Consider the following 14,559-nt stretch of genomic DNA (forward strand, 5'->3'; position numbering starts at 1 on the left):
TCCGAATTGCGCTACTGCTGCTTGATGCGGTCGGTGATGATGTCAAGAACCGTAGTCGCGATCCGCTCAGCCGGCTCGATACCCAGCACCCCGACGGATATCAGCACCGCATCCTGCGCGCGATACAGGTGGCTCCATCCTTCGTCGGTGATCCGCAATGTTGTGGCGTCCGGCCTATCCACCTTGAAGTTGTAGGCCGGGTCCTGCAGTGCCATGCAGGCCTTCAGCGAGTTCCCCAGTTGATCGAGCGCGTTGCGGGCCGCATGGGTATCGGGGTAGATCGCGACGGCCTGGCTTACGGAATCGACCAGGGCCCGGCCACCGGGGGCTATGTCGTCGGTAACCCCGCTGTAGCCCGCGCTGCGGAATTCCAGCCATCCACTGGCGAAAGTGAGATCACTGGTCCCCGCCGCCCGGCACGGACCGGGAGCACTCAGGTCACCTGGCGGCGGATTGCGCACGTCGGCACGCTCATGTGCGGTGAGTTCCTCAAAATCGGCGATCCTTCGCACCTCTTCGACGCTGACGATCAGTGCATCGACGCCCTTGGGCTGCGTGGTGGTGGTACTCGGCTTGGCTGATGTCCCGTGATGAGAACAAGCCGCGATTGCGGCCAGCGCAGCGCAGACGACAACGACTGATCTGATCGCGCCGACAAAGGTGGTGCCAATGATCACCGGTCGCCGCTTGAACCAGCTCGTTGCGGATCTTCCGATTTCGTGCTTTGCGCCTCTGGGCCCCATCGTCGATAGCCGTTTTCTGCGGACCACCCGTCCGCGGTTGGTGTTGGCGCCATGCTACCGGCGAGTCGCCCCCTGCCGGGTGCCAATGGCGCGGCTGGCTCGTCGTGTCGGCGCGCAGGCGGTGGGCGGCGGCGCGAATTTAGCCGCTGTGCTGTGTCATTTTCGCTTTGACCTCACCAACGCTCGGGTTGGTCAGCGTCGACCCGTCGCCGAACTTCACCGTCGGAACGGTTTTGTTGCCGCGGTTGACCGAGCTGACGAATTCTCCAGCTGCCGGGTCTCGTTCGATATCGACCTCGTGGTAGGAGATCCCCTCGGCATTGAGCGCGGTCTTGAGCCGAAGGCAGTAGCCACACCATGACGTCGTGTAGATGGTGAGCGCAGCGTTGGTCATAGGTGGTAAAGGTAGCCCTGCGACGATGCCGCCCGCGTGGCGGGCGGTGAGGAGCTGGGCGATGTGGTCGAGCCCTGCGACGATGCCGCCCGCGGCGTGGCGAAACGCCCGGTTTGTCGGCCACCGCTGCCAAGATGGACACCATGCTGATGGTCGCAGACTCAATGACCGCCAAGCTGGACGACGAACAGCGCGAAGCCGTGCTGGCTGCACGTGGACCGGTCTGCGTGCTGGCAGGCGCCGGGACCGGAAAGACGCGCACGATCACGCACCGGATCGCCCAGCTTGTCGCCGGTGGTCATGTCGCCGCCGGTCAGGTGCTGGCAGTGACCTTTACTCAGCGTGCGGCGGGGGAGATGCGTTCTCGGCTGCGAGCGCTGGATGCTGCCGCCCAGACCGGCTCTGGTGTGGGCTCTGTGCAGGCGCTGACCTTTCACGCGGCCGCCCACCGGCAACTGCGGTATTTCTGGCCACGGGTGGTGGGCGATATCGGCTGGCAACTATTGGACAGCAAGTTCGCGATCGTGGCGCGCGCTGCCAGCCGTGCCAGGATGAACGCCAGCACCGATGACGTCCGTGACCTTGCGGGCGAGATTGAGTGGGCCAAGGCATCGTTGATCGGTCCCGAGGAGTACCCGACCGCGGTGGCGGCGGCGGGCCGAGACACGCCTTTGGATGCCGGGCGAATCGCGGTCGTCTACTCCGAATACGAGTCGTTGAAAGTTCGCGATGAAAGCGTGACGCTACTGGATTTCGACGATCTGCTTTTGCACACCGCGGCCGCTATCGAAAATGATGCCGCGGTGGCCGAGGAGTTCCGGGATCGCTACCGCTGTTTCGTGGTCGATGAGTACCAGGACGTTACCCCACTGCAGCAGCGGGTTCTTTCGGCGTGGTTGGGGGACCGCGACGACTTGACGGTGGTGGGGGATGCCAACCAGACCATCTACTCGTTCACCGGCGCCTCGCCGCGTTTCCTGCTTGACTTCTCGCGCAGGTTTCCTGACGCCACCGTCGTGCGTCTCGAGCGTGACTACCGGTCCACCCCGCAGGTGGTGTCGCTGGCCAATCGGGTGATCGCCGCCGCCAGGGGCCGTGTCGCTGGCAGCAAGCTGCAGCTGTCCGGTCAGCGTGAACCCGGTCCGGCCCCGTCGTTTCACGAGTATCCTGACGAGGCAGCAGAAGCGGCCGCGGCGGCGGCGTCGATCGCTCGGCTGACCGAATCCGGTGTGTCTCCATCCGAGATCGCCATCTTGTACCGCGTCAACGCGCAGTCCGAGGTTTACGAGGAAGCCTTGACCGAGGCCGGAATCGCCTACCAGGTTCGTGGTGGCGAGGGATTTTTCAACCGCCAGGAGATCAAGCAGGCGGTGGTGGCGTTGCAGCGAGCCGCCGACCGCGGTGTCGAGGGGGCGGTGCCCGACGTGGTTCGCGCAATCCTGGAACCGTTGGGATTGACGGCCGAAGAGCCCGTCGGCACCCGCGCCCGGGAGCGTTGGGAGGGCCTGACCGCTTTGGCTGAACTGGTCGACGATGAGGTGGCGCAGCGTCCCCAACTGCAGCTTCCGGGACTGCTGGCCGAGCTCCGGACCCGCGCCGACGCACGCCATCCACCGGTAGTGCAAGGCGTCACGCTTGCCTCCCTGCATGCGGCCAAGGGCCTCGAATGGGATGCGGTGTTCCTGGTCGGATTGGTTGACGGCACGCTTCCCATTTCACACGCGTTGGCGCACGGTCCCCAGAGCGAACCTGTCGAGGAAGAGCGTCGACTGCTCTACGTCGGAATTACCAGGGCGCGAGTACATTTGACGCTCAGCTGGGCGCTGGCTCGCGCTGCAGGTGGGCGCCAGAGCCGCAAGCCGTCGCGTTTCCTGAACGGCATTGCGCCGCAAACGCGGGTCGATCCGGGGCCGAGCAAGCCGCGTCGCAACCGGGTTGCGACGCGTTGCCGGGTGTGCAACAAGGAGCTGACCACTCCGGCGGCTGTCATGTTGCGAAGATGCGAAACCTGCGCCGGAGACGTCAACGAGGGCTTGCTGTTGCAGCTCAAGTCCTGGCGGCTAAATGTCGCTAAGGAGCAGAACGTGCCCGCCTACATCGTTTTCAGTGATAACACCCTGATTGCGATTGCCGAGCTGCTACCTGACGATGAGTCGGCTCTGATCGCGATACCGGGTATCGGCGCCCGAAAACTCGAACAGTACGGGGCCGACGTGCTGGAGCTGGTTCGACAAGCTCGTTGACTGGGCAAACCCCCAGGTCAAAAATAGGTTGTTAGTGCCGGCTGCTACCGTTTACCCTCTAACAAGTCTTCTGATGCTGGCGCTGGATGCTGGCTTCGGCACGCGCGGTACGAGAGGAGGGTAGTCACGGTGAAGAACATGAATGCGTTCGGTGTAGGCGTGGCGGACCCGGTGTTGACCGCTGGAACCCCCCCTGCCGCTCGCACCGCCCCGTCGGCGGCAGCGGGCAAGCATCGTGTCGCCGCCGCCGCCGCGACTTACGCGTCCGTGGATCGGAGCCCAACGTAGGTACTACGTAGCAGCCCGATTTTCGTCAACAGGCCACGGACCCGAGTCACAAGGATCCGTGGCCAAGTTTTTGGGTCTGCCGCCCCGCAACCTGGTCCGGATCACCTTCAAAGGACAGTCCCAGACCAGGAAGCAGGTGAGGAAGGACATGTCGGCACTGACAGTCCCCAGACAGAAGTTGCCGGTGTTGCCATGTCATGTCGGTAACCCCGACTTATGGTTCGCCGATACGCCCGCCGATCTCGAGCGTGCCAAGACGCTGTGTGCGAACTGCCCGATCCGGCGTCAGTGCCTGGCTGCGGCGCTGGAACGGGCCGAGCCATGGGGAGTTTGGGGCGGGGAGATATTCGAGCGAGGCGAGGTCGTCAGTCGCAAGCGTCCGCGTGGGCGTCCTCGCAAGGTTGCTGCTTAGCGGATGCTGGAGATCGCGGTGAAAGTGCGACCACTGCAACGGTTCTCGACCGTGAGCGACGGTGTCGGTGGTCGCGCTTTGCTGACGATCAGACTGCAGCGGTATCCGGCTCGGCGAAGCCGGGAATCAGTTCCTCGGAGAGGGCCTTGATCGGCACGTGGGCATCCAGCTGGCACAGGATCGCGGCCACCGACGCGATGACCCGCATCGGTATGGCCAGCTTGGGCGGTAGGTCCATTTGCCGCGCCGTCTTGATCTGCGCAACCGATCGGTCAAACTGACTGACGGTCATGCGCTGCAGCCACTTTCGTGTGTAGTGGAAGACGTCGACCTCGATGGGCTCGACGTATTGGCGCAGCATCTCATCGATCTCGAGCACCGAGACCTGTTGTCCACGCTGGATGAACCCGGCCTTCTCCATGGTGGGCAACAGCAGGTCATAATTTTTGTCGCGCGCCAGCCGGATCGTCATCCCCAGCTCGATGGGATAGCCGCCGGGCAGTGGTGCTACGGCGCCGAAATCGATGACGGCCATCCGGTCGTCGGGCAACAGCATGAAATTTCCCGGGTGGGCATCGCCGTGCAGCATCTCCACCCGGCGCGGCGCATCGAAGGTGAGTTCGAGGAGCAGCGTGCCGATGAGGTCGCGCTGTTCTTGCGTCCCGTGGCGAATGATGTGCGCCATCGGCACACCGTCGATCCACTCTTGAATCACCACTTTCGGCGAGCTTGCCACCACATGTGGTACCAGCAAGCGCGGGTGACCGGCGTACGCCTTGGCGAACAGGCGTTGATTCTGTGCCTCCAAGCGGTAGTCAAGTTCCATCTCGGTGCGTTCGATCAGTTCGTCGACGACTCCTTGGACGTCGGCGCCCGGTGACAGTTGTTTGAGGACGCCGACCATCCGTTGCATGGTCTTGAGGTCGGCCCGTAAGGCTTCATCGGCACCCGGGTATTGGATCTTGACCGCGACTTCGCGGCCATCAGACCACACCGCCTTGTGCACCTGTCCGATGCTGGCCGAGGCGATGGGAGTGTCGTCGAACGAACTGAACCGCTCCCGCCATTTGGTGCCCAGTTGCGCGTCCAGTACCCGGTGAACCTTGGCGGCGGGCAGTGGTGGTGCGTCCTTTTGCAGCTTGGTCAGGGCTTCCCGGTACGGCTCTCCGAATTGCTCGGGGATGGCCGCTTCCATCACCGACAACGCCTGGCCGACTTTCATTGCGCCGCCCTTGAGCTCGCCCAAGACCGTGAACAATTGGTTGGCGGCCTTCTCCATCAGCTCGGCGTTGACCTCGTCTTTCGACTTGCCCGTCAACCGCTTGCCGAACCCTAACGCTGCCCTACCAGCAAAGCCGACCGGAATACTGGCCAGCTTGGCGTTGCGCGCGGCACGGCCGCGCTTGATCTCTGACACGTACCCATCATCCATGACGGTTGAGTTGTCGGGGTGTCGATCCGGCCACAACTGGGTCGATGGCGAGCCGTGCGGGTGTGGGTGGGCGGGGTTTGCGGCGTCGGTGATCGTGCTGGTGGGTGTTTGTGCAGTGTGCATGGTGTGACTGGTTGTTTTGCCGTTGGGTGGGGGGTTGGGGTCGGGAGATGGTGGGGTGTGTGTCCGCTGTGGGGGTGGCGTGGCGGGTTTTTCGCATCGCTGTCGGATCGTTTCGTCGGTAGTTGTTAGCCGGGGGTTGTACGGCCAGGAGGTGCGGTGTGTCTTTTGTGACGGTGGTGCCGGAGTTGGTGGCGGATGCGGCCGCTCGGGTGGCTGGTATTGGGGCCTCGGTTGGGGTGGCGGATGCGTCGGCGGCGGTGTCGACGTCGTTGGTGTTGCCGGCGGCCGGGGACGAGGTGTCGGCGGCGATTGCGGGGTTGTTCGGCACGTTTGGTCGGGAGTATCAGGCGATTAGTGCTGAGATGGCGGCGTTCAATGACCGGTTTGTGCAGGTCTTGAGCGGGGGTGTGGGTGCCTATGTGCAGGCTGAGGTGGCCAATGTGGAGCGTGTTGTGTGGGGTGTGGTGAATGCGCCGACGTTGGCGTTGGTGGGGCGTCCGTTGATCGGTGATGGGGTTAGTGGGGCGCCGGGGAGTGGGGCCGTTGGTGGCGCTGGTGGGTTGTTGTTCGGTAATGGGGGAGCTGGCGGGTCGGGTGCGGCGGGCCAAGCTGGTGGCGCTGGTGGGGCTGCGGGGTTGATCGGTTCGGGTGGGGTTGGGGGCGCGGGTGGGGTGGGCGCTGCGGGCGGTGTTGGGGGTGCTGGGGGGTGGTTGTTCGGTAATGGGGGTGCGGGCGGTGCGGGTGGGGTCGGCGGAAATGGTGGGGCTGGTGGGGATGCGGGGTGGTTTGGTGATGGCGGTGTGGGGGGTGCTGGGGGTGTCGGTAGGGCTGGTGGTGCGGGTGTGTCAAGTCTGGTTGCGGGGGGTTCGGGTACTGCGGGTGCGGCTGGTGGGGATGCGGGCCATGGTGGGGCTGGGGGGCGTGGCGGGGTGGTGTGCGGTAGCGGTGGGGTCGGTGGTGCGGGTGGTGTGGGTGGTGCTGGTGGTGATGGTGGGGCCGGTGCTAGCGGATTGACGTCGAGTGTGGCGGGTGGCAGTGGGGGTTCTGGTGGTGACGGCGGGTCCGGGGCGGCTGGTGGTGCTGGGGGTAATGGTGGTGCTGGTGGTACGGCGGGCAGCGTGTTTGGTCGTGCTGGTGTTGCGGGGGTGGGCGGGGCCGGTGGTGCGGGCGGGGCTGGTGGGTTTGCTGGTGATGGTGGTGATGGTGGGCACGGTGATATGGCGGTTAGCCCGGTCACGGGGGGCGGGTTTGGTGCTGGCGGGGCTGGTGGTCAAGGCGGTAATGCCGGGGTAGGCGGGGTTGGTGGCGCTGGGGGGTTCGGGTCGGTTACGGGGGCGACCGGGGCTGGTGGTGTTGACGGTGGTGGTGGGCACGGCGGTGCTGGCGGCATGGGCGCGGACGCCATCACCGCAGGCGGCAATGGTGGGGCTGGTGGGCGTGGTGGGGATGGCGGGCGCTTCGGTGATGGTGGTCGTGGTGGGGACGGCGGTAACGGTTTGGCCGGGACCGACGGTGAGTCGGGTGTCACCTCGGGTGCTGATGGTCAAGGCGGTACCGGCGGTGGGGCTGGCGGGCACGGCGGGGACGGCGGCGCGGGTGGGGTCGAGGCCGGTAACGGTGGGGCTGGTGGGGCTGGGGGGTCTGGCGGCAACGGGGGTGATGGCGGTAACGGCGCCAACGGTTCGTTGTCGCATGTTGCTGGTGGGGTTGGTGGGCATGGGGGTAACGGCGCTGCGGGCGGGTCTGGCGGTGACGGTGGTGATGGCGGCCAGGGCGGTGCGGCGTTGGCGGCGGGGTATGTCGGGGGTGGTCAAGGCGCTGGTGGGGCTGGCGGTCAGGGTGGTGCTGGCGGGGTGGCCGGTAATGGGGGCACCGGTGGGCACGGCAACATGCTGGTCGATCCGGGGGCGGGTTTTGGGACCGGCGGGGCCGGCGGGGCTGGCGGTGATCCCGGTGCGGGGGGTGCGGGCGGGGCTGGTGGTGCGGGCTCCACCGCGGGTGCCCATGGTGCTGAGGGCAGTAGTCCGACCAGTGGCGGTGATGGCGGTCGTGGTGGGGCGGGTGCGGATGCCACCACCGCGGGTGGCGCTGGTGGGGCTGGTGGGCGTGGTGGAGATGGCGGGCGTGTCGGTGATGGTGGGCGTGGTGGGGATGGCGGGAGCGGCATGGCCGGGATGGCCGGTAGTGATGCCGTGCCGGGGGGCGTGGGTGGGCACGGGGTTAACGGCGGTAATGGCGGGGCCGGTGGGGACGGCGGATCTGGTGGGGTCGACGCCGGTGATGGTGGGGACGGCGGTAACGGCGGGGCTGGGGCTAAAGGTGGGGCCGGTGGAAGCGGTATGACGGCGGCGGGGGCCGATGGCGGGGATGGTGGTAACGGCGGTAGGGGCGGGGTTGGCGGTGCCGGCGGGGACGCCGCTCATGGTGTGGGTGGCGTTGGCGGTGCTGGTGGGGGCGGCGGGGTTGCTGGCGATGGGGGGGCTGGTGGGCAGGGCAGTCTCGGTGTGAACCAGGGCGCCGGTGGTGATGGCGGCGATGGCGGTAATCGGGGTGCCGGTGGTGGTGGCGGGGCCGGCGGAGTCGGTGCTGCGGGGACCGGGGGGCAGGGCGCTAGCGGCGCCACTCCGACCAGCGGGGGCAATGGTGGGGCCGGCGGGAATGGCGCGGATAGCTTCTCGGCGGGTGTGGCCGGGGGTCATGGCGGTGACGGCGGCAATGGTGGGTTCGACGGCAATGGTGGGGCCGGGGGTAATGGTGGTCATGGCGCTACCGGCACCGACGGGTCGGCTGGGCCAAATCCGGGTGATAACGGCGGCACCGGCGGTGATGGTTCTGCAGGTGGTAACGGCGGTAAAGGTGGCAACGGCGGCGCCTTCCACGGTGATGGCGGGGCCGGCGGTAAGGGCGGCGCCGGCGGTGATGGCGGCACCGGTGGCGCCGGTCATGTCGGGGCCGACGGTGCTTTTGCGGGTTCAGATGGCAGCTCCGGTGGGGACGGTGGTCGCGGTGGGGCCGGTGGGGTCGGTGGTAACGGTGGGGCTGGGGGCAGTGCTAACACCATCACTGGCGGTAAGGCCGGCGCCACGGGTGTCGGTGGGGATGGCGGCAACGGTGGTGCCGGCGGGATCGCTGGTGACGGTGGGAACGGCTCGGCTGGCGAGATGGCCGTCAACGGCGGTAAAGGCGGGGATGGTGGTGACGGCGGTAACCCCGGTTTTGGTGGAGCCGGCGGGCAGGGCGGTAGCGGTGCCACTCCCGGTCAGACCGGCGGCGACGGTCTTAGCCCACACAGCGGTGGTAACGGCGGTAACGGGGGGCGCGGCGCCGATGCCATCGCTCCCGGGGGCACCACGGGTCTTAACGGTATTTCTGGTGGTGGCGGCGGGAACGGCGGCGATGGCGGTGACTGGGGTAACGGCGGTCACGGGGGTGCCGGCGGGAATGGCTCGATGGGTTCGGACAACGCCCAGGTCGGCGGGGTCGGGGGTACCGGTGGTACCGGTGGGGTCGGCGGGGCCGGCGGGGCTAGCGGATTGCTCGGCGGTGACGGCGGTAACGGTGGTGACGGCGGTAAGGGCGGCACCGGCGGCACCAGCGGTGCCGGCGCGGCCGGCGCCAACGGCGCCGACGGCACCCGCACGGATAGCGCTGATACCGCCCGCGGTGAGTCCGGAGGCAACGGGGCCAACGGGGTCACCGGCGGCGCGGGCGGCAACGGCGGTAACGGCGGGGCCGCCGGAAGCGCCCGCTCACCGGGTGGACACAACGGCACCATGGGCGCCGGTGGCGACGGCGGTAACGGCGGCCACGGTGGCAACGGCGGTGACGGTGGCGACGGCGGCAATGGAATTCACCTGGTGGCCGGGCTCACGGGCGACGGCGGCAATGGTGGCGATGGCGGTCACGCCGGCGCTGGCGGGGCCGGCGGCCATGGCGGCACCGGCTCGAGCACCGGCAAGACCGGCGACACCGGCACCATTACCGGTACCGGCGGCAACGGCGGCAACGGCGGCAACGGCGGCGACGGCGGTGATCGCGACGGTGACGTACTTACTGGCTTCCGGGGCGATGGTGGTCGTGGCGGTAACGGCGGCAACGGTGCTATCGGCGGCGCCGGCGGCAACGGCGGTACCGGCGGCAACGCCGGCCACATTGACAGTGGTGCGGGCTTCGACGGCGGCGCCGGCGGCTATGGCGGCAATGGCGGCAACGGGGGCCACGGCACCATCGCCGACGGCGCCGCCGGCAACGGCGGCAACGGCGGCAATGGCGGGAAGGGCGACTACGGCGAAGACGGTACGGGCACCGCGGGCGGCAACGGCGGTAGCGGCGGCAACGGCGGCGACGCTGGCCACAGCTCGCTCGGCGACGGCGCCGCTGGCACCGGCGGGAACGGCGGCAAGGGCGGCGACGGCGGCGACGGTCAGGTCGACGGCTTCACCGGCGGCAACGGCGGCAACGGCGGCAGCGGCGGCCTAGGCGGCCACAGCGGCGCTGGCGACGGGGCCGCCGGTCTCGGCGGGGCCGGCGGTAACGGCGGTAACGGCGGCGACGGTAACTGGGGTAACCCAGGCGGTTACGGCGGCAACGGCGGCAGCGGCGGCCCAGGTTCCACCGGCGGCGTCGGCGGCGTGGGCGGCAACGGGGGTAACGGCGGCGGCGCGGCATTCACCGGCGCTGCCGGTGCCGGCGGGCCCGGTGGTGCGGGTGGCAATGGCGGCACCAGCATTGGGCAGGGCATCGCCGGTGGTGCGGGCGGTGCCGGCGGTAACGGCGGCATCGGTGGCCCGGGGTACGCCTTAGGCGGCGACGGCGGCTTCGGTGGACACGGCGGCAACGGCGGCAACGGAGGCGATGCCGCCCTTGGCAACGGCGGCACCGGCGGCAGCGGCGGCAATGGCGGTTCGGGTGGCACCGGCAGCATCGGGTCGGGTGGTACCGGCGGTACCGGTGGCACCGGTGGCACCGGCGGTAAGGGCAGCAACGGGATTTCGACGAAACTTGGAGGTGCCGGGGGTTTGGGTCAGGCCGGCAGTCCAAGCACGGTTGGCTCTGGCGGTGGTTCCGGTGGTTCGGGTGGTTCCGGCGGCCCCGGCGGGGTGCCGTCACCGTAGCGTCCAGCTCGTGTGCGCCCGTCAAATCACGCAGGACGAGTCGGGCCCAACCGCTCGTGGGCGTGGCGTGTCGCCTCGTCGCGGCACCGGCGAACGCGCAATGCATGCACTATGTAATGTCTTGCGGGTCCCGATGACTCGTCGCAACTCACGTTCGAAGGGTGGAGCGCAGAAAGCTATGGCAGCAAAACAAACGCAACACGACGCCGCCGACGCCCTGTTCCGGGCGATCATCGAGACGTTGGACAAGCACCGCAAAGAGGGCAGTCTGACCGAGGGGGTGTTGGACGACTTGGCCAGAGCGTATGCGTCGATCTCGACAAACGTCCCGGAGCAGGGCCGGCTGGGCTAGGCGGGCCTAGGGGCCGGCGTCAACACGAGCACAACGGGTGCCGGGTCCAGTGCCGCGCCACGATGGAGCCGGCTTTCAGGTCGAACTCCAAAGTCGCGTTCAGCGCCGAGGGTGGTTCGGGAGGGGTCTGCTGTCCGCGCACCGCGGCGATCACCCCGTTGACCTGACTGAGCGCTAGCGCCGTCGTCGCCAGCAGCGTTCCCCGATCAGCCACCCCGACGGCGTCGCGCAGCTGTGCAGCGATGGCCGGCCACGCGGCGTCCCGGTCGGTGCGGTGCAGATCAGCGCACCCGAGGCAGCTGGTCACCCCCGGGATGACCAGCGGTCCCACCAACCCGGTGCCGTCGCGCACCCGAACGGGAAGGTGAGGAACACCCTCGCCTTGCAGATCGCGCACCAGCCGCGGATCGGCGACCAGGTAGTCGGACAACACCACCAAATCCGCGGCCGCGGGGGTCGCCCCCGCATGCAGTTGGCTGCTCTGCCTAACGCGGGCACCCGAGCAGCGCAACGCCTGCACCAGTAGGTCCGACAGCGGTCCGCGACCGTGCACTCGGATCGATGGTGTGCGGCCCTTGGCCGGGCGACATTCGCGAGTCGCGACGCCCGCGCTGAGCAACTGCCTGATGAGGCCAGCGACTTTGCTCCCATCCGCCAACCCGCGGTCGGCGGCGTGGCGCTGCAGTTCGGTGAGCGCCATTGGTGATCGCATGCTCCGCAGCAGCGCCGCCAAGGCCGTCGCGGCCAGGCCGTTCGGTGGATGAACCAGCACGGCCCGGCCCGGGGCCCATCCCACTTGCACGGCGCCGTCGGGACGCAATAGCACTGGCATCGCCGGATCCAACGAAAACAAGGTGAGCGCGGTCTGGGGCATGACCTGAGAATGTGCCACGCCGGGCGTGGACACCTCGCTCAGTTATCCACAGATCCGGAATCGGGGCCCTCGGTGTTGCGGATGTCGCGGTCGAGTTCGGCTTTCAAGTCGGAAAGGGCTTCATCGATCCCGCTGGTGTCACCGCCGATGACTCGGTCGATGAACGCGGCCGGGTCGTCGAGATCCTCGGCCACCGGCAGCAGGTCCGGGTGTTGCCAAACCCCGTCGCGGGCGTCCACACCGCCTGCTTGCGTCAGACGGTCCCACAAGGCGCCGGCCTCACGCAGTTTGCGCGGCCGCAGCTCCAACCCCACCAGCGTCGCGAAGGTCTGTTCGGCGGGCCCGCCGCTGGCCCGACGCCGGCGCAGGGTCTCGCTGAGAGCCGCGGTCCCCGGAATCCGTTCGCCCAACGCGTCGGTCACCACGGTCTGGACCCAGCCCTCGATCAGGGCGAGCAGCGTCTCGAGACGTTCCAGCGCCTGGGTTTGCGCCGGCGTTGCCTTGGGCTCGAACACCCCCTGGCTCAGCAGCTGCTCCATGGCGGCGGGATCGGCCAGTGTCGCCGGATTGAAATCGCGTGCTAGTTCCTCGATGCCGGTCATGTCGATCTTCATGCCCATGGCATAGGCCTCGACTGCGCCCAACAGCTGGCTGGCCAGCCAGGGAACATGGCTGAACAGGCGATGGTGTGCAGCTTCCCGGGCGGCCAGAAACGTCATGATCTCGCTGCGGGGCTGCTCGAGCCCCGAGGCAAATGATTCGACAGCGTCGGGCAGGATCGCGGCCAAACCTTTGGGCCCCAGCGGCAGACCGATATCGGTGGAGGTCAACACCTCGCGCGAGAGCCGGCCCAGGGCCTGGCCTAACTGCGAACCGAACGCGATACCGCCCATCTGCGACATCATCGATAGCAGCGGGCCCGCCATGCTTTTGGCCTCGTCGGGCAGCGAGGAGGCCCACACCGACGAGATCTGCTGGGCCATTGGATCGCACAGGCGCTTCCAGACCTCCAAGGTGTTGTCGACCCAGTCGGTGGGGCTCCACCCCACCGCCTTGGTGGTGCCGGCGGGCAGCGAGGTCGCACCGTTCAGCCACGTATCGGCCAGGTGGACTGCATCGGCTATCGCTGAGTTTGTCGTGTCGGGGATGGGCGCAACGAAACCGAGCGAGCTGGCCGCGACCTGGCGGGCCAGCTCGTAATTCACCGGTCCTGAGCTCTTTCCGGCGGCCATCGCGCTGCCCACGCCGCCGAACATCTCGCCCAGTCGGGTGAAGATCTGCCCCAGGTCGGCCATGCCGAAATCCCCGCTGATGCCGAACGGGCCCAGCGGGTTGCCACCCGATCCGAAATCGGGTTCGTTGCTCCTGCGCTTGTCGCCCCCAGATCGATCTTCCGGGGAGTCGTCTCCGGACGAGAAGCCGAACGGCACGTCACCCATAGGGTCAACCGTACCCATCGGGGGAATAGAAAGCGCGATCCGCCGTCATGCTTGCAGCTGAATTGCCCGCGGCCGGACCCGTCTAGTGTATGCGGCGTGAACAGGCGGATTTTGACCTTGATGGTCGCGCTGGTGCCCATCGTGGTGTTCGGGGTGTTGCTCGCGGTGGTGACGGTGCCGTTTGTGTCACTGGGGCCGGGCCCCACCTTCGACACCCTCGGCGAGGTCGACGGCCAGCAGGTAGTCCAGATTGTGGGAACTCAAACCCACCCGACCTCGGGTCACCTCAATATGACGACGGTGTCTCAGCGTGACGCTCTGACCTTGGGCGAAGCCATGACGCTATGGCTGTCGGGGCAAGAACAGCTGGTGCCGCGTGACCTGGTTTACCCGCCGGGCAAATCGCGTGAGGAGGTCGACAAAGCCAACAATGCCGACTTCAAGAACTCCGAAGAGGACGCGGAGTACGCAGCCCTGGGCTATCTGAAGTATCCGGAGGCGGTGACAGTTGCCAAGGTCACCGATCCCGGACCGTCGGCGGGCAAGCTGCAGGCCGGAGACGCCATCGACGCGGTCAACGGCGCCGCGGTAGCCAACGTGGAGCAGTTCACGGCGGTGCTGAAGAACACCAAGCCCGGCCAAGTGGTCGTCATCGACTACCGTCGCAAGAATGAGCCGGCCGGTGTTGCGCAGATCACTCTCGGTTCCAACAAGGATCGCGACTACGGCTTCATGGGAGTCGCGGTGCTCGATGCGCCGTGGGCGCCGTTCGTCGTCAACTTCCACCTGGCCAACGTGGGTGGCCCGTCAGCCGGACTGATGTTCAGTTTGGCCGTTGTGGACAAGCTGACCACCGGTGATTTGACTGGGTCGCGGTTTATTGCGGGGACCGGAACCATCGGTGTGGACGGGAAGGTCGGCCCCATTGGGGGCATCACCCACAAGATGGCCGCCGCCCGGGCCGCCGGCGCCACGGTGTTCCTGGTGCCTGCCAAGAACTGTTACGAGGCGGCCTCCGATACCCCGAGTGGCTTGCGCCTGGTCAAGGTCGAAACGCTCAGCCAAGCGGTGGACGCGTTGCACGCGATGACATCGGGGGCGCCAACGCCGAGTTGCTAGCGCCGTGAGATGCGTAAAGTTGGGAT

Annotated in this window: 10 protein-coding genes and 1 pseudogene; 6 read left to right on the forward strand and 5 right to left on the reverse strand. The window is 67.6% G+C overall.

Annotated elements, in window-relative coordinates; translation table 11 throughout:
• Positions 1-11: 11 nt before the first annotated feature.
• Positions 12-677, reverse strand: a complete 666-nt coding sequence (locus MB901379_RS06035) for a sensor domain-containing protein (protein WP_232021998.1) — start codon at positions 675-677, stop codon at positions 12-14.
• Between the two features lie 205 nt (positions 678-882).
• Positions 883-1,137, reverse strand: a complete 255-nt coding sequence (gene mrx1, locus MB901379_RS06040) for a mycoredoxin Mrx1 (protein ID WP_158015802.1) — start codon at positions 1,135-1,137, stop codon at positions 883-885.
• 143 nt (positions 1,138-1,280) lie between these two features.
• Here mrx1 and MB901379_RS06045 point away from each other — a divergent pair, with 143 nt between their 5' ends.
• The 3 genes and pseudogenes from MB901379_RS06045 to MB901379_RS06050 all read left to right on the forward strand — a co-directional run bounded on the left by MB901379_RS06045 (position 1,281) and on the right by MB901379_RS06050 (position 4,080).
• A complete protein-coding gene (locus tag MB901379_RS06045) occupies positions 1,281-3,380 on the forward strand; it encodes an ATP-dependent DNA helicase UvrD2 (protein WP_162334332.1) in 2,100 nt (699 codons plus the stop codon).
• A 138-nt stretch (positions 3,381-3,518) separates the two neighbouring features.
• Positions 3,519-3,813, forward strand: a pseudogene (locus tag MB901379_RS25260) (hypothetical protein); the annotation flags it as partial.
• A 3-nt stretch (positions 3,814-3,816) separates the two neighbouring features.
• Positions 3,817-4,080 carry a WhiB family transcriptional regulator gene (locus MB901379_RS06050; RefSeq protein WP_158018981.1) on the forward strand — a complete coding sequence of 88 codons (264 nt, stop codon included), beginning with the start codon at positions 3,817-3,819 and terminating at the stop codon, positions 4,078-4,080.
• 88 nt (positions 4,081-4,168) lie between these two features.
• On the opposite strand, the gene MB901379_RS06055 is transcribed toward MB901379_RS06050, so the two are convergent.
• A complete protein-coding gene (locus MB901379_RS06055; RefSeq protein ID WP_158018982.1) occupies positions 4,169-5,512 on the reverse strand; it encodes a macrolide-binding ATPase MABP-1 in 1,344 nt (447 codons plus the stop codon).
• Between the two features lie 281 nt (positions 5,513-5,793).
• Here MB901379_RS06055 and MB901379_RS06060 point away from each other — a divergent pair, with 281 nt between their 5' ends.
• Both MB901379_RS06060 and MB901379_RS06065 read left to right on the forward strand, forming a co-directional pair.
• Positions 5,794-10,749, forward strand: a complete 4,956-nt coding sequence (locus tag MB901379_RS06060) for a PE family protein (protein ID WP_158015804.1) — start codon at positions 5,794-5,796, stop codon at positions 10,747-10,749.
• A gap of 178 nt (positions 10,750-10,927) precedes the next feature.
• Positions 10,928-11,101, forward strand: coding sequence for a hypothetical protein (locus MB901379_RS06065; RefSeq protein WP_158015805.1), 174 nt, complete (start codon positions 10,928-10,930; stop codon positions 11,099-11,101).
• Positions 11,102-11,120: 19 nt separating this feature from the next.
• On the opposite strand, the gene MB901379_RS06070 is transcribed toward MB901379_RS06065, so the two are convergent.
• On the reverse strand, positions 11,121-11,975 hold the full coding sequence (locus MB901379_RS06070; protein WP_197717867.1) for a cyclodehydratase: 855 nt from the start codon (positions 11,973-11,975) through the stop codon (positions 11,121-11,123).
• A 38-nt stretch (positions 11,976-12,013) separates the two neighbouring features.
• On the reverse strand, positions 12,014-13,432 hold the full coding sequence (locus MB901379_RS06075; RefSeq protein WP_158015807.1) for a zinc-dependent metalloprotease: 1,419 nt from the start codon (positions 13,430-13,432) through the stop codon (positions 12,014-12,016).
• Between the two features lie 78 nt (positions 13,433-13,510).
• On the opposite strand from MB901379_RS06075, the gene MB901379_RS06080 reads away from it, so the two are divergent.
• Complete coding sequence (locus MB901379_RS06080) at positions 13,511-14,533, forward strand: YlbL family protein (protein ID WP_158015808.1); 1,023 nt, start codon at positions 13,511-13,513, stop codon at positions 14,531-14,533.
• The last annotated feature ends 26 nt before the right edge of the window (positions 14,534-14,559 follow it).

The sequence above is a fragment of the Mycobacterium basiliense genome (assembly GCF_900292015.1).
Classification (GTDB): Bacteria; Actinomycetota; Actinomycetes; order Mycobacteriales; family Mycobacteriaceae; genus Mycobacterium; species Mycobacterium basiliense.